The sequence below is a fragment of the Paenibacillus sp. FSL R5-0928 genome (assembly GCF_037970385.1).
Lineage (GTDB): Bacteria > Bacillota > Bacilli > Paenibacillales > Paenibacillaceae > Paenibacillus_AQ > Paenibacillus_AQ odorifer.
The window spans coordinates 2,963,650-2,989,282 of the sequence record NZ_CP150225.1; the positions used below are offsets into that span (position 1 = coordinate 2,963,650).

23 protein-coding genes and 1 pseudogene are annotated in these 25,633 nt (G+C 46.0%); 18 read left to right on the top strand and 6 right to left on the bottom strand.

Translation table 11 applies throughout. The annotated features are described in order from the left end of the window. Positions 1-194 precede the first annotated feature (194 nt). Complete coding sequence (gene rpsD, locus MKZ16_RS13210; RefSeq protein WP_036686147.1) at positions 195-794, bottom strand: 30S ribosomal protein S4; 600 nt, start codon at positions 792-794, stop codon at positions 195-197. A 400-nt stretch (positions 795-1,194) separates the two neighbouring features. On the opposite strand from rpsD, the gene MKZ16_RS13215 reads away from it, so the two are divergent. Continuing rightward, a complete protein-coding gene (locus MKZ16_RS13215) occupies positions 1,195-3,198 on the top strand; it encodes a sensor domain-containing diguanylate cyclase (protein ID WP_076104788.1) in 2,004 nt (667 codons plus the stop codon). 29 nt (positions 3,199-3,227) lie between these two features. On the opposite strand, the gene MKZ16_RS13220 is transcribed toward MKZ16_RS13215, so the two are convergent. Further along, a complete protein-coding gene (locus MKZ16_RS13220) occupies positions 3,228-3,551 on the bottom strand; it encodes a hypothetical protein (RefSeq protein ID WP_143759043.1) in 324 nt (107 codons plus the stop codon). Positions 3,552-3,734: 183 nt separating this feature from the next. On the opposite strand from MKZ16_RS13220, the gene MKZ16_RS13225 reads away from it, so the two are divergent. From MKZ16_RS13225 to MKZ16_RS13240, 4 genes are all read left to right on the top strand, one after another. Then, the gene (locus tag MKZ16_RS13225; protein ID WP_076104789.1) at positions 3,735-4,562 is read left to right on the top strand and encodes a hypothetical protein; all 828 of its coding nucleotides are present in this window, start codon (positions 3,735-3,737) and stop codon (positions 4,560-4,562) included. Between the two features lie 95 nt (positions 4,563-4,657). Next, a complete protein-coding gene (locus MKZ16_RS13230) occupies positions 4,658-5,773 on the top strand; it encodes an aminopeptidase (protein ID WP_036686152.1) in 1,116 nt (371 codons plus the stop codon). Positions 5,774-5,879: 106 nt separating this feature from the next. After that, positions 5,880-6,125: an HPr family phosphocarrier protein gene (locus MKZ16_RS13235; protein WP_036686154.1), complete on the top strand. Its 246-nt coding sequence runs from the start codon at positions 5,880-5,882 to the stop codon at positions 6,123-6,125. Positions 6,126-6,327: 202 nt separating this feature from the next. Beyond that, entirely contained in the window at positions 6,328-6,624 is a 297-nt protein-coding gene (locus MKZ16_RS13240) for a YlaN family protein (protein WP_036686156.1), read from the top strand. Between the two features lie 87 nt (positions 6,625-6,711). Here MKZ16_RS13240 and cax read toward each other — a convergent pair whose 3' ends face one another. Next, complete coding sequence (cax, locus tag MKZ16_RS13245) at positions 6,712-7,782, bottom strand: calcium/proton exchanger (protein WP_038570286.1); 1,071 nt, start codon at positions 7,780-7,782, stop codon at positions 6,712-6,714. Positions 7,783-7,936: 154 nt separating this feature from the next. Between cax and MKZ16_RS13250 the strand changes: the two genes are divergently transcribed. Beyond that, positions 7,937-8,302: an Asp23/Gls24 family envelope stress response protein gene (locus tag MKZ16_RS13250; protein WP_019911482.1), complete on the top strand. Its 366-nt coding sequence runs from the start codon at positions 7,937-7,939 to the stop codon at positions 8,300-8,302. 88 nt (positions 8,303-8,390) lie between these two features. Here MKZ16_RS13250 and ftsW read toward each other — a convergent pair whose 3' ends face one another. Together ftsW and MKZ16_RS13260 are read right to left on the bottom strand one after the other, a co-directional pair. Then, on the bottom strand, positions 8,391-9,632 hold the full coding sequence (gene ftsW / locus MKZ16_RS13255; RefSeq protein WP_080742469.1) for a putative lipid II flippase FtsW: 1,242 nt from the start codon (positions 9,630-9,632) through the stop codon (positions 8,391-8,393). Then, positions 9,629-9,976: a YugN family protein gene (locus tag MKZ16_RS13260; RefSeq protein ID WP_036686159.1), complete on the bottom strand. Its 348-nt coding sequence runs from the start codon at positions 9,974-9,976 to the stop codon at positions 9,629-9,631. The genes ftsW and MKZ16_RS13260 overlap by 4 nt, the downstream gene beginning before the upstream one ends. Positions 9,977-10,215: 239 nt before the next feature. On the opposite strand from MKZ16_RS13260, the gene MKZ16_RS13265 reads away from it, so the two are divergent. The 10 genes and pseudogenes from MKZ16_RS13265 to MKZ16_RS13310 all read left to right on the top strand — a co-directional run bounded on the left by MKZ16_RS13265 (position 10,216) and on the right by MKZ16_RS13310 (position 19,516). Next, entirely contained in the window at positions 10,216-11,397 is a 1,182-nt protein-coding gene (locus MKZ16_RS13265; RefSeq protein WP_076099565.1) for a M20 family metallopeptidase, read from the top strand. Positions 11,398-11,460: 63 nt separating this feature from the next. After that, positions 11,461-11,892 carry a CBS domain-containing protein gene (locus tag MKZ16_RS13270; protein ID WP_036686162.1) on the top strand — a complete coding sequence of 144 codons (432 nt, stop codon included), beginning with the start codon at positions 11,461-11,463 and terminating at the stop codon, positions 11,890-11,892. Positions 11,893-12,011: 119 nt separating this feature from the next. Next, positions 12,012-13,724 carry a DNA repair helicase XPB gene (locus MKZ16_RS13275; protein WP_076104790.1) on the top strand — a complete coding sequence of 571 codons (1,713 nt, stop codon included), beginning with the start codon at positions 12,012-12,014 and terminating at the stop codon, positions 13,722-13,724. Continuing rightward, positions 13,721-15,646, top strand: coding sequence for a helicase-associated domain-containing protein (locus MKZ16_RS13280; RefSeq protein WP_076104791.1), 1,926 nt, complete (start codon positions 13,721-13,723; stop codon positions 15,644-15,646). The genes MKZ16_RS13275 and MKZ16_RS13280 overlap by 4 nt, the downstream gene beginning before the upstream one ends. Positions 15,647-15,666: 20 nt before the next feature. Then, the gene (locus tag MKZ16_RS13285) at positions 15,667-16,104 is read left to right on the top strand and encodes a YlbF family regulator (protein WP_036686168.1); all 438 of its coding nucleotides are present in this window, start codon (positions 15,667-15,669) and stop codon (positions 16,102-16,104) included. Positions 16,105-16,144: 40 nt separating this feature from the next. Beyond that, positions 16,145-16,408, top strand: a complete 264-nt coding sequence (locus MKZ16_RS13290; RefSeq protein ID WP_036686170.1) for a YlbG family protein — start codon at positions 16,145-16,147, stop codon at positions 16,406-16,408. A gap of 164 nt (positions 16,409-16,572) precedes the next feature. Further along, positions 16,573-17,010 carry a hypothetical protein gene (locus tag MKZ16_RS13295; protein ID WP_036686574.1) on the top strand — a complete coding sequence of 146 codons (438 nt, stop codon included), beginning with the start codon at positions 16,573-16,575 and terminating at the stop codon, positions 17,008-17,010. Between the two features lie 170 nt (positions 17,011-17,180). After that, positions 17,181-18,080 carry a selenium metabolism-associated LysR family transcriptional regulator gene (locus MKZ16_RS13300; protein WP_076104792.1) on the top strand — a complete coding sequence of 300 codons (900 nt, stop codon included), beginning with the start codon at positions 17,181-17,183 and terminating at the stop codon, positions 18,078-18,080. A gap of 23 nt (positions 18,081-18,103) precedes the next feature. After that, positions 18,104-18,556 (top strand): annotated as a pseudogene (locus tag MKZ16_RS13305) (GNAT family N-acetyltransferase); the annotation flags it as partial. 72 nt (positions 18,557-18,628) lie between these two features. Continuing rightward, on the top strand, positions 18,629-19,516 hold the full coding sequence (locus tag MKZ16_RS13310; RefSeq protein WP_051491464.1) for a PHP domain-containing protein: 888 nt from the start codon (positions 18,629-18,631) through the stop codon (positions 19,514-19,516). A gap of 87 nt (positions 19,517-19,603) precedes the next feature. Here MKZ16_RS13310 and MKZ16_RS13315 read toward each other — a convergent pair whose 3' ends face one another. Then, entirely contained in the window at positions 19,604-21,493 is a 1,890-nt protein-coding gene (locus MKZ16_RS13315) for an NFACT RNA binding domain-containing protein (RefSeq protein WP_038570301.1), read from the bottom strand. A gap of 290 nt (positions 21,494-21,783) precedes the next feature. Between MKZ16_RS13315 and MKZ16_RS13320 the strand changes: the two genes are divergently transcribed. Both MKZ16_RS13320 and dapF read left to right on the top strand, forming a co-directional pair. Beyond that, positions 21,784-24,603, top strand: a complete 2,820-nt coding sequence (locus MKZ16_RS13320) for a calcium-translocating P-type ATPase, SERCA-type (protein ID WP_036686174.1) — start codon at positions 21,784-21,786, stop codon at positions 24,601-24,603. 137 nt (positions 24,604-24,740) lie between these two features. After that, positions 24,741-25,577, top strand: coding sequence for a diaminopimelate epimerase (gene dapF / locus MKZ16_RS13325; protein ID WP_038570307.1), 837 nt, complete (start codon positions 24,741-24,743; stop codon positions 25,575-25,577). The last annotated feature ends 56 nt before the right edge of the window (positions 25,578-25,633 follow it).

Consider the following 25,633-nt stretch of genomic DNA (forward strand, 5'->3'; position numbering starts at 1 on the left):
TTTGAATGCGCTTCTACCTGATTCTCATGGTCTTAAGATTCGACTTTTGTGCAAAAATTATAAATAAAGTAATTTAGGGTATGATTTGCGAAAGTGTAATAGGCAACAAACGGCTTGGAATTTAGAATATAGACATAACAAAAAGCCCCCGGATTAATCCGGAGGCTTCGGTCATACCCGCTAAAAGCGAGATATTAACGGTTGTAGAACTCGACGATTTGTTTCTCATCGATATCCTGGGAAAGCTCGGAACGTTCTGGCAAACGGATATATTTACCTTCGAAAGATCCTTCAGCATATTCCAGGTAAGCTGGAAGGTGGTTACGGTTAGCAAGAGCTTCTTTGATGGAAGCCATGCCTTGGCTCTTCTCGCGAAGACCGATAACGTCGCCCAAGCTTACACGGTAAGAAGCGATGTCGACTTTTTTGCCGTTTACAGTTACGTGTCCGTGGGATACCAACTGACGTGCTCCAGCACGGGAGTTAGCAAATCCAAGACGGTAAACTAGGTTGTCCAAGCGGCTTTCAAGCAAGAACATGAAGTTTTCGCCCGCAAGACCTGGAAGTTTTTGTGCTTTAGCGAAGAGAGTACGGAATTGTTTCTCTCCCAAGCCGTACATGTGACGCAGTTTTTGTTTTTCCAAAAGCTGCATTCCGTAGTTACTTACTTTTCTGCGTTGGTTAGCGCCGTGTTGTCCTGGTGGGAAAGGGCGTTTCAGGTCTTTGCCTGTACCGCTAAGGGAAATGCCCAGACGGCGGCTGAGTTTGAATTTAGGTCCGGTGTAACGTGCCATGTTATAGTAGACTCCTTTATATTTGAAATTTCAGGTTAGGGCTCTATTTGCGCCGCATTTCGTATCCGTGATTAGCATTATTGGCTTCCACACTACCAGGGAAGTTCAGCCGCTGCCCTGGCAGTAACGAAATGCGTGAGGGTGACACAACGTTACGCCCAAGTAAGACTTGTTACAGTCTTGTTCAACAATAAATATTATATGAAAGTAGTATATAAAGTCAAGCGCATATTAAAAGAGTTTTTGTCATTCTTTGTCGTTAGTTCTTAGGTCCTAAAAAAAATCCCGGAAATAAGGAAAATATAATGCAATACACAAAGAAAGGGAGTAAAATATAGTTAATTAGATGTTAATTGGGAAGGTTTTTTTTCTTAATTGAGAAGCAAAGGGGATCTTCGTTATGTCAGAACAGAAAGCATACGCTTATAAAGACAGTCGTATGCTGATACAGGACAAATTGCACGCTAGTAGAGATTCCGAAGATCCCACCGCCTGGCTTAGGGAAACGGAAATAGTGTCCCATGACTTCCCATATTTGGCCAATCTGATTGCAGACAGCTTCGAGGAATGGATCGATGGGCTAGAGGCACTACCGTTCGCTAAATCATGGGATTGGTGTGTACTGAATTTTGAAGGCAGATATTTTGCTAATATTGCCGATCAGCAAGAACGATGGAGGCACCAATGGGAGCAGGCGGCGGCAGCTAGTTTACTTTCCGGCACAACCTCATCTGTTCAACTGACGGTGCATGGTCAGGATATGAGCTTTTTTACTATACCGCTCATCACTCGCGTTGACAAAGAAATTTTTGCTTTCCTGGGCTGTGCTATGCCGACACAACAATATTTAATGGGTGGACGAGATACTGCTGAGGCTATATCGTTGCAGTACCGGACCATTTTCTATCATAAGTTTGAACATATTTTTGTAACTGATCTTGCGAGTGTTCATCTACATGCTGAACGTGAGAGCAATCGCCGCTCCTTGTTATTTCAGATCGTTCAGCGGATGCATGACAATATTGATGTGAACGCCGTGCTTACGGAGGTTATAGATAGCATTTCTGCAATGTACCCTGGTGCCAGGCTTGAGTTGTTTATGTCGCAAGATCACCGCAGCACTCATCCGCAGGTCAAACCTTTACCGTTTCAGATGTCCAGTGATGATGTCTGCGCTAGAGCATTTAAAGACGGCCGTGTTGCTCTGAACACCAATACTGAAGATCAACACATTGTAGAAATTGGTCTTCCGCTAGGCGGGAAGCAAGGGGTTTATGGCGTATTCCACATGGTGATGGATAACTCGATCTTTATGGATGTAGATTTACGGTTTCTCTCGATGGTGGCGGATACCGCAGGTACTGCTTTTGAGAATGCCAAGCTGTATGAACGCTCCAATCAGCTCATTCGTGAGCTGCGTATGAGTAATGAACTTACACAACGGCTGAATCAGAGCTTGCGTTTAGGGGATATTTTTCAATTTGCGTTTGAAGAGCTGCTTGAGATGTTTGGTGCAGACTACTGCTGTATTTTACATATGAACGAAGAAAAGGGCGGGCTAGAGGTTATTGCTTGCAATCATTCTTCCTTGCAAAATGAAATTTTAGAAGTAGGACAAGGTTTAGGCGGGAAGGTCTATACTACTGGGGAATCATTAATCATGTCTAACTACATAGATAATCCTAATACTACTTCTCGTTTAATGAATGCTACCGGGTCGCAGTCGCTGATTGCCACACCTTTAAGTGTAGGTGGTGAAGTGCGTGGTGCCATCATGTTGGCGCATCGCGATGCCCATTATTTCTCTTATGACAATTACAGATTGCTTCAGGCGATGGCGGGGCATATTGGACTTGCTGTAGGGAACGCAAGGCTGCATGCCGAAGTTAGACGTCTAGCGAACAGAGATAGCCTAACTGGACTTTATGCTCGTCATTATCTGGACGAAGAAATAAAGGAACGGCAGTCTACAGATTTTTGCGGTTGCTTAATCGTTGTGGATATCGATCAGTTCAAGATGGTGAATGATACCTATGGTCATCAAAAGGGTGACAAGATTTTAAAAGAGGTCAGTGAAATTGTGAAGTCCTCCATCCGTCAAGGTGATATTGCTGCGAGGTGGGGCGGAGAAGAACTGTCGGTCTATTTACCATTAATGGGAGTAGAACAGGCAGTAAATGTGGCTGAGCGTATTCGCAAGCGGGTGATGAACGAAACCGAACCTAATGTAACAGTGTCCTGCGGTATAGCAGAATGGAGCTGGATGGACGAACGTGTAAGCGTGGAATCCCTGTTCTATCGAGCGGATATGGCACTGTATAAAGCTAAGAACAATGGGCGTAACCAGGTGATCGTTGACACTAAAGAGAATGGCAGTGGTGTGAAGGGATTGCCTCATAAGTAAAAAAAGATAGCAGAGCAGCGGTTCTCCCCTTATTGGAGAGTCGCTGCTTTTTGTTTTGGCAGATGGCTGGCTGCTTCGACTGTGTATCTATCATCCTGCTGCGATGCATCGGACTCAGATGACGTTATTTGCGTGATTTTAGCCATTGAAGCATGTTTTCGGACTCCGGAGACGCTATTCCTTAATAAGAGGGGCATATCGGGCGCATTTCGGATCAATAGCTGCAATGGAGTCCGTTGGCATACGAAATATCGCAAAATACTGTAATTAAGGTCAGCTGTGTCCGAAAGCGACAACGGTGCGGCGACTGGCAGCGGTAACTTCGTGAGTCTGAAGGTGGTATGTACTGACATTCGAAAGCAAGCGACGAACGCGCATAAGTTAGAGCAATGTATGGAAAACGATAGCAGCAACGTATTTGCATCTGTATAAGGCGCGCAGGAAGGGAGAACCCTATAGTGGGCTGTAAAGTAAAATACTCCAAGAAAGGCCTGATGACCGTGAGAAAGTCATTGTTACTAAAGGGGTTAGTTCTTATGATTTTTACCTTGTCCTGCGTGTTCAACAGCGGTTGCAGCGTTATTAGAGACAAACCAGCCAAGAAAGATCTAAGTTTGGTGTTAGCGGGTATAACGGGCAGCGATGGGGTTACTTTTAAAGGGTCAACCATGCTTACAAAAGGTGGAAAGACCGTTCCGGAATCCATGATATTTTACGAAGGCACAGTACAGGACCATAAGAAGGTCAATCTGTATACACTGCTTCCTGATAAATCCTCATCCACAAAAAAAGCAGCTAATAGCGCTAAAGATTTAAAAAGCGGCATCACTTCTATGAAAGCTTTCCATAGTCAGCTAGAGAAAAAAGAGGGGGAATGGGTAGCGTTGACCACTGAAGGTTCATCTGAGGACGGAAATCCGCTTGCTTTGCTTAATCCGTTAAAACAGCTGGAGGAGCTGCAATCCATGGAGGCTAATGTGACTGAAGATGCGGGTGCAGGCAGAGGGACAAATGTGCTGCGGATCGAGCTGACGCCTGCTGAGGCCAGAAAGCAGCTGACTGCTGAATTGGAAAAAGAGATGCAAGACCTTCGACCTGAAGCACCTGATTCGGCTGGAAAAATAACAAAGAACGATCAGGCGGTTACGCAAGCTTTAGTGGAGCTGTGGGAGAAGAAAAATAATGAATTACAGCAAAAGCTGAAACAAGCTAATGTTGAGACTGTCTACCATTTAACCGTTGATACAAAACATAATCTGCCGAGAAAGCTCACCTTAAATCGTAAGGTTACCTACTCGGAAGCGGGGAATAAATCTGATAATGAAACTTATGTATCACAGGTGAATTTTTCAGGCTTTCGTTGATTTTCACATTATCCTACAGGTCTTGCGCTCCATACAGGGCGTGCTACAATAGAAAAGCTTGCTTATTTTTTAGACAGAGGAAGGAAGAATACACAATGAAAGATCCCAGAATTCAAAAGCTGGCGGCTAACCTAGTCGGTTATTCCGTAAATGTCCAGCCAGGCGAGAACGTGCTCGTCGAAATGATTGGCAATGAAAGAGATTTAATTAAAGCAGTTGTAGAGGAAATCGGCAAAGCCGGCGGTCATGCTTTTGTACAATTAACAGATCGTACAGTCCTGCGCAGCATGCTTAAATACGCAACTCGTGAGAGTCTTCAGACATGGGCTGAAATTGACTTGAACCGGATGAAGCAAATGGATTGTTATATCGGGATTCGTGCAGGTGAGAATGTGAATGACCTGTCTGATGTTCCTGAAGAAAATATGAAATTGTATAACTCGTTGTACTCCCATCCAGTGCACAGTGAACAACGTGTGAAGCACACGAAGTGGGTAGTGCTGCGTTATCCGAATGCGAGCATGGCTCAGCTTGCGAATATTAGCACTGAAGCGTTTGAAGACTTTTATTTCGAAGTGTGTAATTTGGATTACGCCAAGATGGACAAGGCTCAGGATGCTTTAGCTGATCTCATGCGCAGAACGGATAAGGTACATATTTTGAGTGCTGGAACAGATCTTAAGTTCTCGATTAAAGGAATCGGTGCAGAGAAATGCTCCGGGCAAAAAAATATTCCGGATGGCGAGGTTTACAGCGCCCCAGTTCGCGATTCTGTAAATGGAACGATCAGCTATAATGCACCGTCAGTATATAATGGAGTGACCTTTGAAAATATCAAATTCAAATTCGAGAACGGAAAAATTGTTGAAGCCACCAGCAATGACTCCGCCCGTTTGAACGAGATTTTGAATTCAGATGACGGCGCACGTCATATTGGCGAATTCGCTATCGGGTTTAACCCTTACATTCTTCACCCGATGAATGATATTCTTTTTGACGAAAAAATCGCAGGCAGCCTGCACTTTACGCCAGGACAAGCATATGATGTTACAGATAACGGTAACCGCTCCTCCATTCACTGGGATCTTGTGTTGATCCAACGTCCAGATTATGGCGGCGGAGAAATTTATTTTGACGATGTATTGATCCGTAAGGATGGAATTTTTGTGTTGCCGGAACTCGAAGGTCTGAATCCTGAAAACTTGAAATAAAATGTAATAACAAGAAAACTCCTTGCACAAGTAAGCGGATTCAATGTATCATAAGAAATGATAACAAAAGACTAAAGTTTTATAATCAAGTTGCGGAGGGATTTCTATGTCCAGTAACAATGCGGCAATTGTCGATATTGCCCAAACGGCAGGCCAGTTCAACTCTTCAATCGTTCTTCAAGCGGACAACAAGTACATTGATGTTAAAAGTATCCTTGGTTTGTTCACTACTTTGGTATCCAGCCAAAGCTATGAGCTTCATGTTCATGGGGCAGATGCTGAAGAAGCTAAGAAGGCAATGACTGAAGTGTTTGCAAAACACGGTTTGAAATTCACAGTTGTTGCTGAGTAATAGTCGTGCTAAAAACGTCCTACCGGTTTTCGGTGGGGCGTTTTTTCTAGAAGTAGATATGAAACTTGATAGGATAACGCAGCAGGTTCTTTTAAATATATGGTTAGTATAAACTGAATTGTTGTATTGATACCGGATTTCGTCTAATATTAAGTAAAATAGTAAAAGCAGCTTAACTTTTGGACATGGGGGGGATAGAGGCATGACTTCATCGGAATTACAGGAACAGTATAATCTTAAAGCAATCAATCTTCTACAAGAAGATGCCGATAAAATTCAGCAACTTATAGAAGTGCAGATGGAGAATCTGGCAACACGCTACTGCCCTCTCTATGAGGAAGTGCTGGATACCCAGATGTACGGTTTCTCCAGAGAAGTGGATTTTGCGGTTAGAGCAGGTTTGGTCCCAGAAATTACTGGTAAAATGGTACTAAGTAAGTTGGAGCGTAACTTAGCAGTACTCTACGAGGCTTTGAACAACAAAGCGAAAGAAGAATAAATATCGGTTTCTTAAGTATTTATAGAAGCGCACATGAGGACGAATCGCTCATGTGCGCTTTTTGTTGTGTACAATGGTTAATAATAATTATACGAGATAGAAGGAGACTCCTAAAATCAGGTAAACAGTTAATAACAAGAGGCCCTCATACCAGTTAGTCGAGCCGTCCTGGGTAATTGATTTGGCAATAAAGACGGCTACACCGATGGCGACAATCTCAATGGTCGTAAAAACAATGTCCATTGTATCACCCATGAAATAACTGGCGAAGATTAGGACAGGTGCTACGAACAGGGCGATTTGGAGACTGCTTCCAACTGCAATTTCTACGGCTGCACCGATTTTGTTCTTCATGGCCAGCATAATGGCTGCACTGTGCTCTGCGGCATTACCGATGATGGCTACGAGGAACGCACCTACAAACAGCTCGCTGAATCCGAAACGTTCTGTTAAAGTCTCTAACGTACCTACCAGCCACTCACTCACGAAGGCTACCATTACGGTGGCAAGCACGAGATAAAGGATGGATTTGTTTCTGGACCATGCAGGGGCATGTTCATGGGCTAACTCTTCTTTACCCTCTTCTGTAACGTCCTCTAGATGTTTCTTATGCGTGATCATGGAGAAGATTAGCCAAGCAATGTACGAAGCGATGAGCAGCCCGGCAACGATTAAACTGAGCACATCTGTATCTTTCTCCGTAATAGAGTGGGTGGTAAAGAACATAGCGGGAACAAATAAGGCAATGACGGCAACGATCATCAAGGAGCCATTCATTCCGGCAAGGGTTACGTTAAAGTTCTGAACTTTGAACTTCATCCCGCCGGCGAAAATACTCAATCCTAGAACAAGCAACAGGTTGCCGATAATAGAACCGGTAAGACTGGCTTTGACCATGTCGAACAATCCTTCCTTGACCAGGAAGAAGGCAATGATTAGCTCAGCAGCATTGCCGAAGGTGGCGTTAAGGAAGCCGCCCAGTCGCTGTCCGGCATAATGAGCTACACTTTCAGTAGCCCGGCCGAGAAATCCAGCCACAAACACCACAGCGATTGCTGAGAGAATGAACTGCAGGGTATGATCCCAATCGGCATAATGGCCGATTGCACTAAGGATAAAGGTGATACCCATCAGTGATGGTGAAATCCATTTTTTCAATGTAAAGGACACTCCTATCTATGTATTTAGATTGAATTCATAATCAATATACCCAAATTGTTCCTAGGTGTAAACGAGAAAGCGATAAAGTGATTTGCTTTTTAGCCTGTTTTGGAATTACAATAATTGATAATGAGTGTAGGGGGGATATGGCATGGCAGAACAACTTCAACTGGAAATGGGAAATATACGAATTTCAAATGACGTCGTCTCAAAAATTGCCGGTTTGGCTGCCTTGGAGACTCCGGGAATTGCAGCCATGTCTGGTGGCCTGTCAGAAGGCTGGGCGAAACGTCTAAGCGGTAAGAACGTTCAGAAGGGCGTTACCGTTGAAGTAGGACAGCTGGAAGCAGCAGTAGATCTACGAATTATCGTTCTCTATGAAACACCGATCCACGAAGTGTGCCGGATGCTTCAGCAGAACGTACGTGAAGCTGTGGAGAGCATGACTGGACTTCATATTGTTGAGGTAAATGTCAAAGTTGAAGGCGTAGCTTTCAAGAATGATGAAATCTCTTAAAAAACTTGTACACAAAAAAGCAGTCCAAGGTTAATTCCCTGGGCTGCTTTTTTATGTGTATATCCCCTAACCTCCGGCTTTATAAAGCTTACCGGGAACGAACCTGTCTAACCGTTGTTACAGATTTCGTTACTTCCTCTTTGGCAGGAAGGTTGGTTTCTCTTGAGATGCTTAGCATAATTCCCATGCACAGCATGCTGACAAGGAGTGAAGAGCCCCCGTAGCTGATAAACGGCAAGGTAACGCCGGTAAGAGGGATTGTATTGGTTACACCGCCGATATTGACAAAGGCCTGAATGGCTATGAGGCCCATAATCCCAATTCCGACGAGCGTACCAAAGGGATCCTTACACCTTAAAGCGATTAGAATACCCCGCCAGATAAAATACAGATATAACATCAAAAATATGGAGGTCCCTAGGAAGCCGAACTCTTCACCAATTACGGGGAAGATAAAGTCCGTATAAGGGTATTTTAGATAGTCCAGCTTTTGAATGCTTTTGCCGAAGCCGGAACCACTTACTCCACCTTGGCCAAGAGCGGTTAAGGATTGAATAATGTTATAACCATCACCCTCAGCAACCTGATAAGGATCTAAAAAGGCAACGATACGACCTTTTCTATAATCCTGAGTGTCAGTGGCTTTATCGGATGGAGATAAGGAATCAATCGCTGCTTTGGCGCCTATAACTAGTCCTACACCCAGCACTAGCAGTGCTATAGAGCCCAGAATATGCTTCATGCTGGCACCACCGGCATAAATAACAAGTCCGCTGGTAGCTACGAGAATGAGGCAAGAACCTAAATCCGGCTGCATCATTATAAGTCCGGCAACAATACCCACGATAACCATTACAGGGATATATCCTGTACGGAAATCTCTAAACCGTTCACCTTTTTTGGTGATGAGTGCTGAGATATACAGGATAATGGATATTTTGGCTAATTCGGTGGGTTGAATTCCAAGTTTCCCGATACTAAGCCAGCTCTTGGCACCATTAATTTTTTCAGAGAAGGCTACCACGAGCAGAAGAATAACGGTGATGATAAAAATAGGTACATACCACTTCTTAAACTTACTGTAGTGAATGTTCATAGCTATAAACATAACAACGGTTCCGAGTACGATCCAGATCACTTGGCGTTTAATGAAATATAGAGGGTCATTACCGAACTTCGAGCTTGCTAATGTTAAGCTTGAGCTAGCACTGAAGACCATGACTAGACCGAAACCCACAAGTAGTAGTGTTAAGATAAGTAGTTGGAAATCGGGTGTTCCTCTTTTGGGCAGGCTGACATTTTGTTTCGTCGTTCCCTTTCTGTTACTCAAGCCTCTAACAGCTGCTTTAATTCAAGAATCCGCTTAGCAGCAGTGTCCAATACTGGTTTTGGCACCGGAGATTCATATTCCAGGCCATGAGGGAAGGTTGCTTTTCCTAAGTATACGGCTTCAATTGCAAGTACGGCATCAGACTTCTCTAGCTTTCCCTCGACAGCGCGAGTGTTAATGCGTAGGAAGTATTCGCCACCATCCTGTGGGTCTTCAATTTTGCAGTCGTAAGTGGCACGATAGTATTCCCATTGCCAGCGGATGAAGCCAGCTTTTGTGGCACTCTCGTCCAGATAGAGAAGATCACTCTTCAATCCTACGAGGCCCGTGTTCTCAAAAATCATAGCACGCATATCCCCCTTATGAAGTATAATGATGAATTTCTGATCCGATTGCTGATGTTCTACCTCATGATAGTATGTTTCTAAAGGTTGTGCAAGAGTAGGCAGTGCCTAACAATACCCAGTTTTTTGCGTTTCTGCTACAATAAAAGAATTATAGTCGTTCGCGGCTGGAACAAAGTGAACAGGACTGCTATCGCTTGCTATGGATGCGGGTTTATCGAGAAGGGGATGGAGAACTTATGAAGAGCTTAGCGGTTGATTCGCTCATGCCGGAGATCGTGGAATGGAGACGCCATTTGCATCGTCATCCGGAGTTGTCTTTTCATGAAAAGGAAACGTCAGCATTTATAGCAGATAAGTTAGCCAAATTCGGAATTGAAGTCAGAAAAAGCGGGACAGGGTATGGTGTGCTTGGCATATTACGGGGGAAGCGGCCGGGGAAAACCGTTGTTCTTCGCGCGGATATGGACGCCCTACCTATTAAAGAGGAGAACAAGAAGGATTACGTTTCGCAAAATGAAGGGGTAATGCATGCCTGTGGACATGATGGCCACACTTCCATACTGCTCGGTGTAGCCTCTTACTACAGCAGCCGGCTTGAGGAGCTGGAAGGGGAGCTGCGTTTTCTTTTTCAGCCCGCAGAGGAAGTATGCCCAGGAGGGGCGCAGGGGATGATCGCCGAAGGCATGTTAGAAGGAGCGGATGCGGTGTATGGTCTGCATCTGTGGACTCCATTGCCTATGGGAACTGTAGGGAGTGCTCCGGGACCGTTGATGGCGTCTGCGGACGAGTTTTTTATAGATATCATTGGCAAAGGCGGACACGGCGGCATGCCGAACCGTACCATTGATAGCATCGTGGCGGGAGCGGCGCTGGTGACCCAGCTCCAGAGCATTGTAAGCCGCTCTGTGAACCCGCTGGAGCCTGCTGTACTCAGTGTAGGAACCATTCAAGGGGGATTCGCCCAGAATGTCATTGCCGAGCAATGCCGGATCACAGGGACAGTGCGGGCATTCGACGAGGAGACACGGCATTTGATACGCCAGCGAATCGAAGAAATGACCGTTTCTATAGCCAGCGCTTACGGGGCAGAAGCTAAGATAGATTACGTAATGGGATATCCTCCCCTCGTAAATCACGATGGTGAAGTGCAGCGGTTTTTCGAGGTGGCCCCAGCGGCTTTAGGAGAATCTGTTGAGGTGATTCGGATGGAAAAGCTGATGCCAGCTGAGGATTTTGCCTATTATGTTAAGGAGATTCCAGGCTGCTTTATGTTTGTGGGTGCAGGAAATCCGGATAAAGAGGCTGACTATCCACATCACCATAGCAAATTTGATTTTGACGAAGATGCCATGCTGCACGGAATGAAGCTGCTCATTGCTATGGCGAATTCCTGTATGCGTGAGAACACAATCGTATAATTTCGTTTCATAGAGGAGAACCTATTCCCATAACATGGAGACCATGATTAGGAGGGTTCATTCTTGAAGACAGTGAAAGAGGTTATGACGAAGGAGCCTGCAACGGTTACGCTGCAAGATAATGTGTATGAAGTTGCCGTGAAAATGCGAGATTATGACACTGGATTTATACCTGTTGTTGATAATGAAGAACATAAGACACTGATCGGCGTAATTACTGACCGCGATCTCGTGATTAGAGGTTATGCGGCTAAACATCCTGGTTCAACCTCAGTGGAAACTGTAATGAGTAAAGAGATTCAGACCGTCTCGGAGAATACTTCAGTAGATGAGGCTGCAGAGTTAATGGCTGGCTGGCAAATCCGCAGGCTGGCGGTGACACGTGACCAGAAGCTGGTGGGCGTAGTGTCGATTGGAGATCTGGCTGTGCGCGACATTTTTGCGGATGAAGCTGGTGAAGCACTCCATGATATTTCGCAGCAGCATTTACATTAAATAGTCAGATAGGGAAGCTCATGACCGTTATGCGGGGATGGGCTTCTTCCTGTTATATGAAAATAAACAAAATTACATAGCGCAAGCTTAAATTACATGAACACTAGGGAGGAAAAGCTATGAATGGATCAGGAGCTTGCATCGTGCGCAGGGACCGGACAATTTTACTGGAATGTGCTCATCCGGATTTTGAGGTGTCAAGGAAAAAGCTAGGGACCTTCGCGGAGCTGATAAAAAGTCCTCCTGCTTACCATACCTACCGAATTACCCCGTTATCTCTTTGGAATGCGGCTGCGCTTAATTATACTGCTGAGGAGATTATCACTAGCCTGCATCACCTTGCACGCTGGGGTGTTCCCACAGGACTGGAGGAGGAAATCGAAACTCTTTTGTCCAGATATGGAAAGCTGACTCTTCATGGCCAAGAGACTCGGAATGAGGTCGTTATGTTAAGAGCGGATGCTCCTGAGCTTTTGGATGAATTGAGTGATGAACAAGGTCTAAAAGCGTTGGGTCTACTGAGAATAAATCCTCTGGAATGCTCGTGTCCTGCGGAGAATAGAGGGCTTTTGAAACAAGAGCTGATGAGATTGGGTTATCCAGTTCTCGACTACGCCGGATATCATGAAGGACAAGCGCTTAGCTTGACCTGGAAGGAGAATCTCGATGCCTGCAAGGCTGATACGGCAAACGATTCATTTGGCTTACGTGAATACCAGCAGGAGGCCGTTCAGCTGTTTCAAGGGACAGAAGGACAAGGGGGAAGCGGTGTGGTGGTGCTGCCTTGTGGCGCAGGAAAGACAATTGTAGGAGTAGCAGTACTTGAAAGTCTCCAATGTGAAACCTTAATTTTAACTTCAAATACAACATCCGTAAGGCAATGGATGGATGAACTGCTGGAGCGAACAGATTTGGCCGGGGAGGCAGTGGGAGAATATTCCGGTGAAAAAAGAGAAGTGCGGCCAGTTACCATTGCCACCTATCAAATATTAACCCATCGTTCGTCCAAAGACGGTCCGTTTCTCCATATGAAGCTGTTTAACGAACGCAATTGGGGCTTGATTATATATGATGAGGTTCACCTGCTTCCAGCGCCTGTATTTCGGGCTACAGCAGACATTCAGGCTACACGTCGACTGGGGCTTACAGCCACTTTGGTTAGAGAAGACGGGAAGGAAGGGGATGTGTTCTCTTTAATCGGACCGAAACGCTACGATCTGCCTTGGAAGGAGCTGGAGCAGCAGGGCTGGATCGCTGAAGTGGAATGTGTAGAGATCATTGTGCCCATGAATCCGGAGCTTAAACAAGAATATATGTACGCGGCGGCAAAAGAAAAATTTCGTATGGCTTCATGCAATCCTGCCAAAGCTGAGATTGTAGCCAAGCTTCTAAAGGTCCATGCAGGCTCTTCGGTACTGGTTATTGGACAATATCTCGACCAGTTAAGTGAACTGGCTAACAGGATCGGGGCACCTTTAATTACCGGCAAAACGAAGCAGCGTGAAAGAGACGAGCTATATGCGGCTTTTAACGAGGGAGATATACAGGTACTGGTGGTGTCAAAAGTAGCGAATTTCGCGGTGAATTTACCTGACGCGTCGATTGCTATTGAAGTCTCGGGAGCTTATGGATCCCGGCAGGAGGAAGCTCAGCGACTAGGTCGAATCCTCCGTCCAAAAGCGGGGGAGAATAAAGCCTATTTTTATACACTGGTATCTGAAGATAGCCGGGAACAGGATTTCGCTTTGCGCCGCCGGATGTTTTTGACTGAGCAGGGTTATGAATATGTCGTTAAAAAGATGCCGAGTGGAGAGGAGCGAACCATTCATTGAACCAGCTATCAACAGAAGCATTAGAGGTATTAAAGCGGTTATGTGCAGCTTATGCTGCCCAGCCGTTTGAAGAAGGGAAAGAAGAACGATTGCGCCCTGTGGCGCTTTGTCGTGCTGAGCAAAAGCTTGCAATGAACGAATTGCGCCGCGAGGGGCTGTTAACTGCAAGGCATAAAATTTTGGGCGAAAAGCTGTATCAGATTCCTGTTGATCAGCTGCCGGCAATTGAACAAGAATTTTTCCCGTATCAGCCGCAATACGTTGCCGGGCATTTAGTGAGTCTTACCATGGAGGCGGGGGCCGGACTGGCGATAGATCTGTTTCGGGCTTTGCTGTTCACCGCTTGGGAAGGATTGCCGCTGACAGCCAAGGGGATTATTCATAAAAAGCATCTAAACCGCTTAGCGGCGCAGCTCTCTTTTGGCGAGGAGCATTTGCAATGGCTCTCCGTGGGTTCTCTTTTAGAGGAACAGAAAACTCTTTCTGTCATTGCGACGGTGGATATCCTGCTGTGTCTTGGACTTATTCGCAGGCAGAGCGCCGGGTACACGCTTGATATGGAGCTATTGGATCGTTGGCTGCAGCTTCCTGAAGCGACGATGAGTGACATTCTCTATGGAATTGTAATTAATCGCTGCGGATGCGTGGGACCTGCCGATCAACATTTTCGTTATATAATCTCAAATGCAGATTTTATCCCCGGGAAATGGATAATGCTGCCCGCGCTATTAGACTGGATGATGGATGCTAATCTCACAGGTACCGTTGCCCGTAATGAGCTTGAACAATCAAGCTTGAACTGGTTACGTTGTTTAACAGGCTTTGGCTGGTGCGAGCTGGGAGAAACCGCTGAGGGTATGTTGTGTTTTTGCTGGACCGCTGCTAAGCCAATGTTATCTGCTGAGAGGGGATCATTCGCTGCTGTTGGGTCTGGAGATACACAGGAACAGTTTATTGTGCAGCCGGATTTCGAGGTGCTGGTTCCACCGGAGGTCCCCTATTCTGTACGATGGACACTGGCGGGCTGCGCTGAGCTCCAGCAAAGTGATACGATATGGAGCTTCCGGCTGACGAAAGAGAGGTTGGAACTTGCAGCTGAGCGTGGAATGTCACCGGATGACATCATCTCATGGATAAGTGAGCATGCACTAGGAGGACTTCCTTCGGTGGTTCAAATGTCTCTTGAGCAATGGGCAAAAAGCATTGGCCGTACCTCACTCTCCCAAGTAATTATTTTGACCTGTCAGACGGAAGCAGATGGAGCTGCTATCGCAGCTCACCCGCGTTTACAGGAGAACCTTGAACGTATCGGTCCTTTACATTTCATAGTGGACCCGCAATGTATGGAACAGATACGAAAAGAGCTGTACTCCGCGGGGTTAGCGCCTTCCAGAATCATTGGAGGACAGGTAGAGGAAACAAACCTAGGGTGGTGTTTGTTTCCTCATGAAACAGGAAACCCCGAAGCAATGTATGTTCTTCCAGAGCTGAATGTAGAACTAGGATTGCTGTCCAAAGGGAATCCTTTTCTTAACCTGCCGGTTATTGCTCCTGAACAGGAGGAAGAGATTCTCTTCGGTGGAGAAAATGTACCGCAGATCTGGAGCAAAGAATGGCGGCATTATCATAGCTCGACTGCACAAAAGGTGATGGAGCAAGGGTTAAGATGGGGAGTCAAGGTGCGTTTTGCACTAAAGGATCAGATGTTAGATTTTATCCCTTCACGCATAAGTGGGAATCCATGGAGAGTTTCCGGACAACTGCTCTTTCATGATGGTGAAACGGTTGAAGATATAGAGCTCACTCCGGAAGACTGGAAGGAAATGAAGTTAGTTATTCCCAAAGGACGAAGAAATTCCTCTTCTGCTCAAGCGAGTGATTATGGTATGATAGAAAAGTCTACTGAATCGGTAGATCATTAACGAAGAAAAGAGCTGAGTTCATGAGCGTAGCTGAAATAAATACGGTCGATATGGCTGAAGTACTGACATACGCCTATGAATTAGGCGATATGATTAATCAATCCGCCGAGGTGTCGGATTACTTATACTGGAAAGGGCGGGTTGATACGAACCCCGAAATTCAGGCCATGGTCAAACGACTTCAGACTAAGAAGGAGCTGTTTGAAGAAACACAGCGTTTCGGACATTTCCACCCGAATTATCATTCAGCAAAGGATGAGGTTTCGGCAGTAGAAGCGGAACTGGAGCAGTTCGAAGAAGTTGTTCGTTTCAAGCTGGCAGAGAAGACCCTTGACGACATTCTGCATTCCATGTCGGAAGCGATTGCTTTTTCAGTATCAGATAGCATTAAAGTACCAAGTAATGATCCTTCCCCTAAAGGTGGATGCGGCAGCGGGGGAAAATGCTCCTGCGGATAAGCTTCCCTTAGGATTTAGAGAGAGAAAGGCGGTTTAGCTTATGTTTGCGGAACGGACAGGATACATCATTTGGGTAAGTGACGTTAAAGCGGCACGTAACCTTGAGAAATACGGAACATTACATTATGTTTCTCGGAAAATGCATTATGCAGTTATGTATGTAAATGCAGAACGGGCCGAGGAAGTTATGAAGAATGTCCGCAGACTCTCCTATGTACGAAAGATTGAAAGATCTTATCGTAACGAAATTAAGACAGAGTATACTAGTAATGGACCGGACAAGTCCCGTAATTACAGTATGTGATTCCAGGAGATAAACAGGCGCTTAAACAACGCCTGTTTTTTTTATGCTTATTTACAAAAAAAAGCCATTACTCTCAAGGGGAGAAACTTGTACAAGTTTCGGCAATGAGGTAAGATGACAACATTAAGTGCATACTAAGACCCTTATGGTGGAGTGTGATGATGATGCGCAACAAGGGGATGGATTGGCCCAGCACTTATGAGCCCTTCCACATCATGCTGAACGATTACAGGGTCGCCGACATCGTTATAACAAATCATGCGAAGAGCCGTTATATGGACCGCATCAGCAATGGTGCAAGCAATGCCGAAGAGGTCGCTGCATGGATGTGGCAGTGCCTAATGCAGAATCGGATCAAGCCCTTTTCAAGCAGTGATTATAACGCATATTTAATTGACGATGACTCTGTAGTAATCGCTGAGTTTACGGAATTGACAGGTGAGAGAGATCTCTCAGGCCAGCCATTATATTCTATGATCATCGTTTCGTTTCTTGGTAGAATCTCGGTGATGCCACAGCTGAGAGATTTAAAGACCTATTTTTCACTGCTGCGTAATTCTCACCGTACAAAGCTGTCGAAGAAGAAGCGAAGACGCAAATAGTCTATAAAGAAACGGGCAAGAGGCATGCGGCGAGTCTGCATGTCCTTTTTGAAAATATAAGAATTTATATACTGCACAATTATAATATTCTTAGATTTCTACGGGAAACGACTGTCGTCTTTAAAGGACGGCAACGACGTTTCTTCTTGTAATATAAGGAGTTGCGAAGCATGAACTTTCACCAGCTGCATATTTTTTATACGGTCTCCGAGCGGGGAAGCTTCTCGGCGGCGGCGCAGACTTTACATATGACTCAACCAGCTGTGACCATGCAGGTACAGGCGCTGGAGGATTATTTTGGCACCAAATTGTTTAATCGTTCCACCAAAAAAATCGTACTCTCTGAGGCAGGGCACACTCTAATGCCATACGCGCTACGCAGTATTCAGCTGATGCGAGAGACGGATCAAGCCATGTCAGCATTCACACATATGCTGGAAGGGAGATTGCAGCTTGGGGCGAGTCTTACGATAGGAGAATACGTGCTGCCACGGCTGTTAGGCCCTTTCGGAAAGCAATATCCTAACATTTCAATTATGATGAAAGTGATGAACACCTCGCAAATTATGGAGGAAATCCTCAAGCATCAACTGAATTTTGGTTTAATTGAAGCCCCGGTCACACATCCGGACATGGAGATCGAGCCCGTGATGGGGGATGAGCTGAAGTTGATCGTGCCATATGATCATCCACTTGCGGAGCAGCAAGAGGTTACCTTGGAGCAAGTGCTTCATCATCCTTTTGTATTGCGTGAGCAGGGCTCAGGAACGCGGCGTGTGATGGAAGAGCAGCTGTTCTCCAAGGGACTTGATCCGGGAACAATGAAGATCGTGATGGAGCTTGGAAGTACGGGAGCTGTGAAATCTGCGGTGGAAGCAGGTCTTGGCATAACGATCATATCGACCTCTTCGGTTAAGCATGAAGTTGCGCTTGGACTGTTGAAAATTGTGAATATCTCTGATGCCTCTTTTAAAAGACAATTCTACGCCATTCATTTAAAATCAACACTGCTGCCAATTTCTGCAGTAACCTTCCTGACTTATTTGCGTGAGCATTCGAATGAAATCTGATAGTTAAAGCGGGGGATATCACAATGTCAATTGTTCTACGTGGAGAAAAGCTAGTATTGCGCGATATTACAGAGGCTGATTTTCAGAAGCTTTATTATCACTATCATGAAGCTGAAGACCGTGAACACTTGAAATGGGATGGTCCTTATAAATCTTTGGCACATCAAAGATTCGAAAAGTTTACCGAGGACTACATAGGTCATTTGGCGTTAGTTGAGACGGAAACCCCGCGTAACCTGTTGATCATAGAAATAGACGGCAAGGTAAAGGGGAAAGTAGGACGCTACTGGATATCGCAAGAAACCAACTGGATGGAGATTGGTATAGTAATCTTTGATTCTAGTTATTGGTCAGGTGGTTACGGTACGGAAGCGTTTAAGATGTGGATAGATTATTTATTTAATTCTCTTGATACAGTCCGTCTTGGAATAGGCACCTGGTCAGGGAATAAAAGAATGATCGGGTTGGCAGCGAAATGTGGCATGGTGGAGGAAGCTCGCGTCCGTAAAGCACGAATCGTGCGAGGAGAATACTACGATGCCATAAAAATGGGGATTCTGCGGGAAGAGTGGGAGAATGCAGGCAACCTACCTGCGAAGGATGTATGCGACCTCCATACCCATACTCAAGCATCTGACGGCATGCAGCCACCAGCGGAGAATGTACGACTTGCTAAGGAGAAGGGGCTAAGCGCTGTTGCCATTACGGATCATGATACAGTGGCTGGCGTGAAGGAAGCCTGTGAAGCAGGGGATAAGTACGGAATAACCGTTGTGCCTGGTGTAGAGATCAGTACGCGTGCTGGTGGCAAAGACATTCATGTGCTGGGCTATTATGTTGATCCTGAGAATGAACAATTTCTCTCACGTTTGGAAGGGCTAAGAGATACCCGGGCACTTAGAAATGAAGCGATAATTACCAAGCTGCAAGACCTTGGGATTGCGATTACCTTGGAACAGGTTATAGCGGGGATCGGGCGGGAATTGAAGCCTGATGAAAGCATCGGCCGGCCACATATTGCCGACGAGCTGGTTCGGCTTGGGGCAGCTACCGATATGAGAGATGCCTTCAACAAGTATTTGGCCGAGGGTGCAGCGGCCTATGTGTCACCTCCTAGAATCACACCGGAGGAAGCTTGCGAGTGGATCATTGAGGCAGGAGGGTCTCCAGTATTAGCCCATCCGGGTTTGTACGGGGATGACCTTCTGGTGCGAGATATTCTGGAGCAAGGCGCTTTTAAAGGGATTGAGGTCTATCACTCTGATCATGGACCTGCGGAAGAAGAACGTTATCAAGTTATGGCTGAGGATTATAATCTGTTAATAACCGGAGGTTCTGACTTTCATGGTGCCCGTCAAGGCGTGATTTTTCACGGGGATATCGGCAGTGTTACGGTTTCTACAGAAGTACTGAAGTATTTAAACAAAAAGGCATGAAATTAGTCAATTTGCGGAGCGAATCATAAAAACCTCCAGCTTTAGATGTTCAACATCTGCAGCTGGAGGTTTCTTTATATCTAGTATTTAGCTTCTCAAAGTATTTGGAAGACTCTTAATTCTTTCCTCATTGGGTGTGACGAACAGTGTCTTTTGATGATCATAGATTACAAATCCCGGCTTGGAACCGCTTGGTTTACGTACATAGCGGATCAATGTACAGTCCACAGGCACACTGCTGGACTGTTTGGCTTGGCTGAAATAAGCGGCAAGCTGAGCGGCTTCTTCCAGCGTTGCATCTCCAAATTGCTCACTTCGGATGACCACGTGTGATCCGGGGATGTCCTTGGTATGCAGCCAAGTATCATTCGGAGAAGCCAGTCGATTGGTGACGTATTCGTTCTGCAAATTATTTTTGCCGACATAAATATCGATTCCTTCTGAAGAGGTGAAGACCTGTAATGTGGGTCTGGTGGCCTTTTTCTTCTTTTTGCCCTTTTTGCTCCGGTCTCGCAGATAACCTTGGCTTACAAGCTCGTCGCGGATCTCCTCAATATCGTTGAGGGAAGCGTGGGCAAGTTGCTGCAGCAGACTCTCCATATACAGAATTTCCTCATGCGTCTTCAAAAGCTGTTCATTAATGACAAGCAGGCTGTTTTTATATTTGTTGTATTTTTTGAAATAACGTTGTGCATTGTCCGAAGGATTTAATAACGGATCGAGCGGAACCACCATTTCCGCCTGATTTTCATCATAATAATTGACCAAGGAGACTTCTTTATCCCCTTTGGATACCGCGTGTAATGAAGCGAAAAGCAACTCACCCCAAATGCGGTAACGATCCGCATCCTGAGCTTCGTCGAGATCCTTCTGCAAATTAGCGAGTTTCTTAACGTTTTTGCTCCGTTCATTGCTGAGGAAGCGGATCAAATCACTCACCCGTTGCTTTACAGTATCGCGCTCGGCTTTATCCCCGTAATAATCCTCCATACATTCACTGATGGAGTTGTAATGTTTCGCACTCTCACCCAGAAGTGTTAAGGGGATCGCAGAAAAAATCATCTTACCTTTTGCGTTTGCACCTGCAACAGGAGAAAATTCGTTATCGCGTACGGATCCCATTACAGAATGGAAGGCAACCCATAATTGTGTCGGAAATGCTGCTTCGGATTCTGTGACTTCGCCTTTATCCAGGGTGTTTCTCAGACGAAGAGCAATTTCACCAGCAATCAGTGGGCTCATTCCGCTGAAAGCATGTACCATCCAGCCCACGGGGTCAGCTGAGGGAGAAGGACCGCCAGAGCCGTCAGGTTTTTGCTCTACTGCATCTTTTGTGATCAGATTAGCAAGCTCACCCTCAATGATTTCTTCTGGCTCAGTCTCCTCCTCAACATCCTCTATCAGTGCAGCTTCTTCAGCAGCCGAGATTAAATTGAGAAATTGCTCCTGACCAATCTCCAAAGGGTTCAGCTTATGTTGCTGTGGCGGCTCTGTATAGGCGATGCCGGGCATCACAATCCGATAGCTGCTGATCGATGGAGTTACATGATGAATGCCGTCTATGATCGTTCCAGAGCTGAGATCAGTAAGAATGATGTTACTGTGTCGACCCATGAGTTCTATGATGATCTTTTTGGCAAAGACGTCACCAAGCTCATCTCTAGTCTTGACGTTTATGTGAATAATTCGTTCCATACCTACCTGCGTAATACTTTCAATGGTCCCTCCCTCACAATGCTTCCGCATAAGCATGCAGAACATGGGTGCTTCCGAAGGATTAATGCTGTTTCTTTCGGTAAAATGCACCCGAGGATACGTTGGATTAGCAGAGAGCAGCAGCTTGCCGCCGCCACCTGCGCCGCGCAGGTTAAAAATTAAATCGTGATTGTTCGGTTGATATATTTTTCCTATACGTGCACCTATGAATGATTGCAATTCGTGCACGATAGCTCGGGTAACAATGCCGTCTAATGCCATGATAAAGCTCTCCTGTCGCCGTGAAATGAATTTCTTAAATATAAGAAAGTAAAAGTTTCACACAATACTTATATCTTATATTTCTCGCTCAAACGCTTACCTGTCCTTATAAGGACGCCGAAGACGTCTATGCTCACCTCTCTATGATGCCATACTTTAGGACATTCGCGCAAAAGGGGAATTGGATAGGGGTGATATTATTGGACGACCTTGAATACATTTGTCATGAACAGGTGGAAAAGCTGTGCGCCGCCGGAAGTAAAGAAACGACCGGGAGGGAAAGAAAAGTCATGGAACAAAACAGTTGGCACCGTCTCGGTGCAGAAGAGCTGCAGAAAATGTTCAATGTCCAGCCAAGGACGGGCCTCAGTGATGAGGAAGCCGCGGAGAGACGAAAGGAGAACGGGTACAACGAGCTGTCGGAAGGAAAGACAGTATCTCCGTTTACCCTGCTGTTGAACCAGTTCAAGGATTTCATGGTGCTTGTGCTCATGGGTGCAACGCTTGTATCCGGGTTGCTAGGCGAATACTTGGATGCCATCACGATCATCGCGATTATCCTACTGAATGGAGCGCTTGGATTTGTTCAGGAGTTTCGCGCCGAACGTTCGCTAAGAGCTTTAAAGCAACTCTCCGCACCTTCTGCCAAAGTGCTACGTGGAGGGAATAGCGAGATTATCCCAGCCAAGATGTTGGTGCCAGGTGATATTGTCTTGCTGGAGAGTGGAGATCGGATTCCTGCCGATGTACGTTGGTTGGAATGCAGTGCTCTATATGTGGAAGAATCCGCACTTACTGGGGAATCATTGCCTGTCTCGAAGCATTCGGAAGCGATCCGTGCAGAAGAGATTCCGCTTGGTGATCAGAAGAATTTAGGCTTCATGGGCACTATGGTGACCAGAGGAACAGGGCGAGCTGTTGTAATCCGTACCGGTATGAACACGGAAATGGGTAAGATAGCGGATCTAATCCAAAATACGGATTCTCAGGAAACACCTTTACAGCATCGGCTTGAGCAGCTAGGAAAGATTCTGATCTACGTATCTCTGGGATTGACAATTGTAGTTGTGGTAGCAGGTATTCTGCATGGACAGCCTGCCACCTCCATGTTCTTAGCTGGTGTGAGCTTGGCAGTTGCCGCGATTCCGGAAGGTCTCCCCGCTATTGTAACTATTGCGCTTGCGCTAGGCGTGCAGCGGATGATCAAACGCAAGGCTATCGTTCGTAAATTGCCGTCAGTGGAAACGTTGGGCTGTGCCTCGGTAATCTGTTCAGACAAGACAGGAACATTAACGCAAAATAAAATGACGGTGACCCGATTATGGACGGGTGGACGTGGTCTTGAGGTAACAGGTGAAGGGTATGCTCCAAATGGACAGGTTCTGGAGAAAGGCAAAGCAGTGGATCTAAAACATGATCAAAGCTTACGGCGGATGTTGCAGGTTGGCGCATTATGCAGCAACGCGGAAATTATTGAGACCTTCCAGTCTGAAGTGCGGGGCAAACGAAAAGGGAAGGATAAGGATGCTGTTCTTGAAAAGTCTGCAGACAACACTTCCGTTTGGGAACTGAAGGGCGACCCGACAGAAGGAGCGCTCGTGGCACTGTCAGGAAAGATGGGACTGACCGCTCAGACGCTTGCCGTAACCTACACTCGTGAACAGGAATTTCCGTTTGATTCTGAGCGGAAGCTGATGTCTGTGATCGTAGGCCATCCGGGAGGACGGATGGTATGTACCAAAGGTGCGCCCGATGTATTGCTGAATCGCTGCGCATATATGCTTTGGGAGGGCGGTGTTGTGCCTTGTACGCCAACTTTGCGGCAGAAGGTGCTTGATGCCAATGAGCAAATGGCTTCAGGAGCCCTTCGTGTGCTAGGTATGGCTTACCGGGATATGCGTCCAAATGAACATGTGAATAGTGAAAAGGATGCGGAGAATCAATTAGTCTTTATTGGCTTGGCAGGAATGATCGATCCGCCACGTCGTGAAGTCCGCGATGCCATCAGTGTCACACGCCGGGCAGGGATTAAGACGGTTATGATTACTGGTGATCATGGAACAACTGCCGAGGCAATTGCTCACCAGCTGGGAATTCTGCAGCGTGGTGGAACGGTGCTGACAGGCGCTCAGTTAACCCGGATGGATGATGATGAGCTGGATAAGATATCGGACAATGTGTTTGTATTCGCCCGCGTATCTCCAGAACATAAGCTTCGGATCGTTAAATCTCTACAACGTCACGGTCACGTAGTGGCTATGACCGGAGATGGAGTGAACGACGCTCCAGCCATTAAGGCTGCAGATATCGGGATATCCATGGGGATCACAGGTACAGATGTGACCAAGGAAGCATCGTCACTTGTTCTCGGGGATGATAACTTCTCAACGATTGTTGCTGCCATCGAAGAAGGCAGAAATATCTATGAGAATATTCGTAAATTCATTCGTTATCTGTTGGCATCCAATGTGGGAGAGATTCTGACTATGTTTTTTGCCATGATGCTGGGTCTGCCTTTACCACTCGTTCCGATCCAAATTCTTTGGGTCAATCTAGTGACGGACGGACTGCCAGCGATGGCACTTGGAGTGGATCAGCCCGAGAAGGATTTGATGGAGCATAAACCTCGTGGTGCGAAAGAAAATATTTTTGCCCGCCGCTTAGGCTGGAAAATTATAAGCCGTGGATTCTTGATTGGTTTATGTACGCTAGGAGCATTTTGGCTAACCTTACGTATAGCACCAGAGAATCCTGCACAATTGATTCGGGCACAGTCCGTTGCTTTTGCAACACTAGTTATGGCACAGTTGATCCATGTTTTCGATTGCCGCAGTTCGCGTTCAGTGTTCCACCGCAATCCGTTCCAGAATAAGTATCTAGTGCTTGCCGTGTTGTCATCAGTCTTACTGATGCTGGCCGTAATGTACGTGCCTGTGCTCCAGCCTGTCTTCAAAACAGTGCCGCTCAATTTCCGCGAATGGTGTCTGGTGTTTGTAACAGCGGGGATCCCGACCTTCTTGATGGGTGCCGGCAGTGTTTGGGGTGGCAAACGTAATCGTGGACGCAGCGGCAGTAATCCGATGATAAAAAGTACAAAAATTTCAGCATAAAGTCAATACTAATGCTCCATTCCTAAAGGTATACTTGTTGCAGTTAACCGCTCATATGCTTGCGAAATGCTCAATTACACAGAACTTTAAGCTTAAGCGAATGCTAACATAACATAACCTTTAGGAGTGGACTTTTAATGGAATTCACAAAAATGCACGGCCTCGGTAATGACTTCATCGTTGTTTTCGGCGAGCAAGAGCTGCCAAGTAATGCAGCGGAGCTTGCTGTAACCCTATGCAACCGGTTCTTTGGAATCGGTGCTGACGGACTGGTATATATCCTGCCTTCTGAGCGTGGCGATTTCAAGATGCGTATTATGAATTCTGATGGTTCGGAGGCGGAGCAGTGCGGAAATGCCATTCGCTGTGTCTCTAAATATGTATATGACCACGGACTGGTAAGCTCAGAGCAGATTGTAATAGAAACGATTGGTGCCGGAGAACAAAAGGTTACTTTAAACGTGAAAGACGGTGTTGTGGAGACTGTAACCGTAGATATGGGCGAACCTGTATTGTCCGGTCTGCAAATTCCAGTATCTATTGATGCAGAGCCAGTGCTCGCTCAGCCGATTGAAGCGGACGGAACCGAATTTAAGTTCACAGCGGTATCCATGGGAAATCCTCATTGCGTGATTTACGTAGAAGATGCAGTGAATTTTGATCTTGCCACATGGGGACCTAAGCTTGAGGTACATCCTTTGTTCCCGAGAAAAGTAAACGTTGAATTCGCAACGGTACTGGATCGGGGCAGAGTGGATATGCGTGTCTGGGAACGTGGGGCAGGACCTACGCTTGCCTGTGGCACTGGAGCCTGTGCAACCCTTGTCTCCTCTGTACTGAATGATCTTACAGACCGGGCAGCTTGGATTAGTCTAAAGGGCGGCGATCTCTATATTGAATGGAATGAAGAGGATAATCATGTGTATATGACTGGACCTGCTGAGGTCGTATTCACGGGCAGTGTAGCAATATAGAAAAATAATAAAAAGGCAGTCCAAGAGCACATTCTTGGACTGCCTTTTTTGTGTTT

Bases quoted from the DNA above. Each gene is read 5' to 3' on its own strand.
- MKZ16_RS13315 (WP_038570301.1), bottom strand. From the start codon at position 21,493: ATGGCATTAGACGGCATTGTTACCCGAGCTATCGTGCACGAATTGCAA.
- MKZ16_RS13265 (WP_076099565.1), top strand. From the start codon at position 10,216: ATGAAGAGCTTAGCGGTTGATTCGCTCATGCCGGAGATCGTGGAATGG.
- MKZ16_RS13215 (WP_076104788.1), top strand. From the start codon at position 1,195: ATGTCAGAACAGAAAGCATACGCTTATAAAGACAGTCGTATGCTGATA.
- MKZ16_RS13220 (WP_143759043.1), bottom strand. From the start codon at position 3,551: ATGTCAGTACATACCACCTTCAGACTCACGAAGTTACCGCTGCCAGTC.
- MKZ16_RS13260 (WP_036686159.1), bottom strand. From the start codon at position 9,976: ATGATTTTTGAGAACACGGGCCTCGTAGGATTGAAGAGTGATCTTCTC.
- rpsD (WP_036686147.1), bottom strand. From the start codon at position 794: ATGGCACGTTACACCGGACCTAAATTCAAACTCAGCCGCCGTCTGGGC.
- MKZ16_RS13290 (WP_036686170.1), top strand. From the start codon at position 16,145: ATGTTTGCGGAACGGACAGGATACATCATTTGGGTAAGTGACGTTAAA.
- MKZ16_RS13230 (WP_036686152.1), top strand. From the start codon at position 4,658: ATGAAAGATCCCAGAATTCAAAAGCTGGCGGCTAACCTAGTCGGTTAT.
- MKZ16_RS13240 (WP_036686156.1), top strand. From the start codon at position 6,328: ATGACTTCATCGGAATTACAGGAACAGTATAATCTTAAAGCAATCAAT.
- MKZ16_RS13250 (WP_019911482.1), top strand. From the start codon at position 7,937: ATGGCAGAACAACTTCAACTGGAAATGGGAAATATACGAATTTCAAAT.
- MKZ16_RS13300 (WP_076104792.1), top strand. From the start codon at position 17,181: ATGAACTTTCACCAGCTGCATATTTTTTATACGGTCTCCGAGCGGGGA.
- MKZ16_RS13275 (WP_076104790.1), top strand. From the start codon at position 12,012: ATGAATGGATCAGGAGCTTGCATCGTGCGCAGGGACCGGACAATTTTA.
- MKZ16_RS13225 (WP_076104789.1), top strand. From the start codon at position 3,735: ATGATTTTTACCTTGTCCTGCGTGTTCAACAGCGGTTGCAGCGTTATT.
- MKZ16_RS13285 (WP_036686168.1), top strand. From the start codon at position 15,667: ATGAGCGTAGCTGAAATAAATACGGTCGATATGGCTGAAGTACTGACA.
- dapF (WP_038570307.1), top strand. From the start codon at position 24,741: ATGGAATTCACAAAAATGCACGGCCTCGGTAATGACTTCATCGTTGTT.
- MKZ16_RS13310 (WP_051491464.1), top strand. From the start codon at position 18,629: ATGGGGATTCTGCGGGAAGAGTGGGAGAATGCAGGCAACCTACCTGCG.
- MKZ16_RS13320 (WP_036686174.1), top strand. From the start codon at position 21,784: ATGGAACAAAACAGTTGGCACCGTCTCGGTGCAGAAGAGCTGCAGAAA.
- MKZ16_RS13295 (WP_036686574.1), top strand. From the start codon at position 16,573: ATGCGCAACAAGGGGATGGATTGGCCCAGCACTTATGAGCCCTTCCAC.
- MKZ16_RS13235 (WP_036686154.1), top strand. From the start codon at position 5,880: ATGTCCAGTAACAATGCGGCAATTGTCGATATTGCCCAAACGGCAGGC.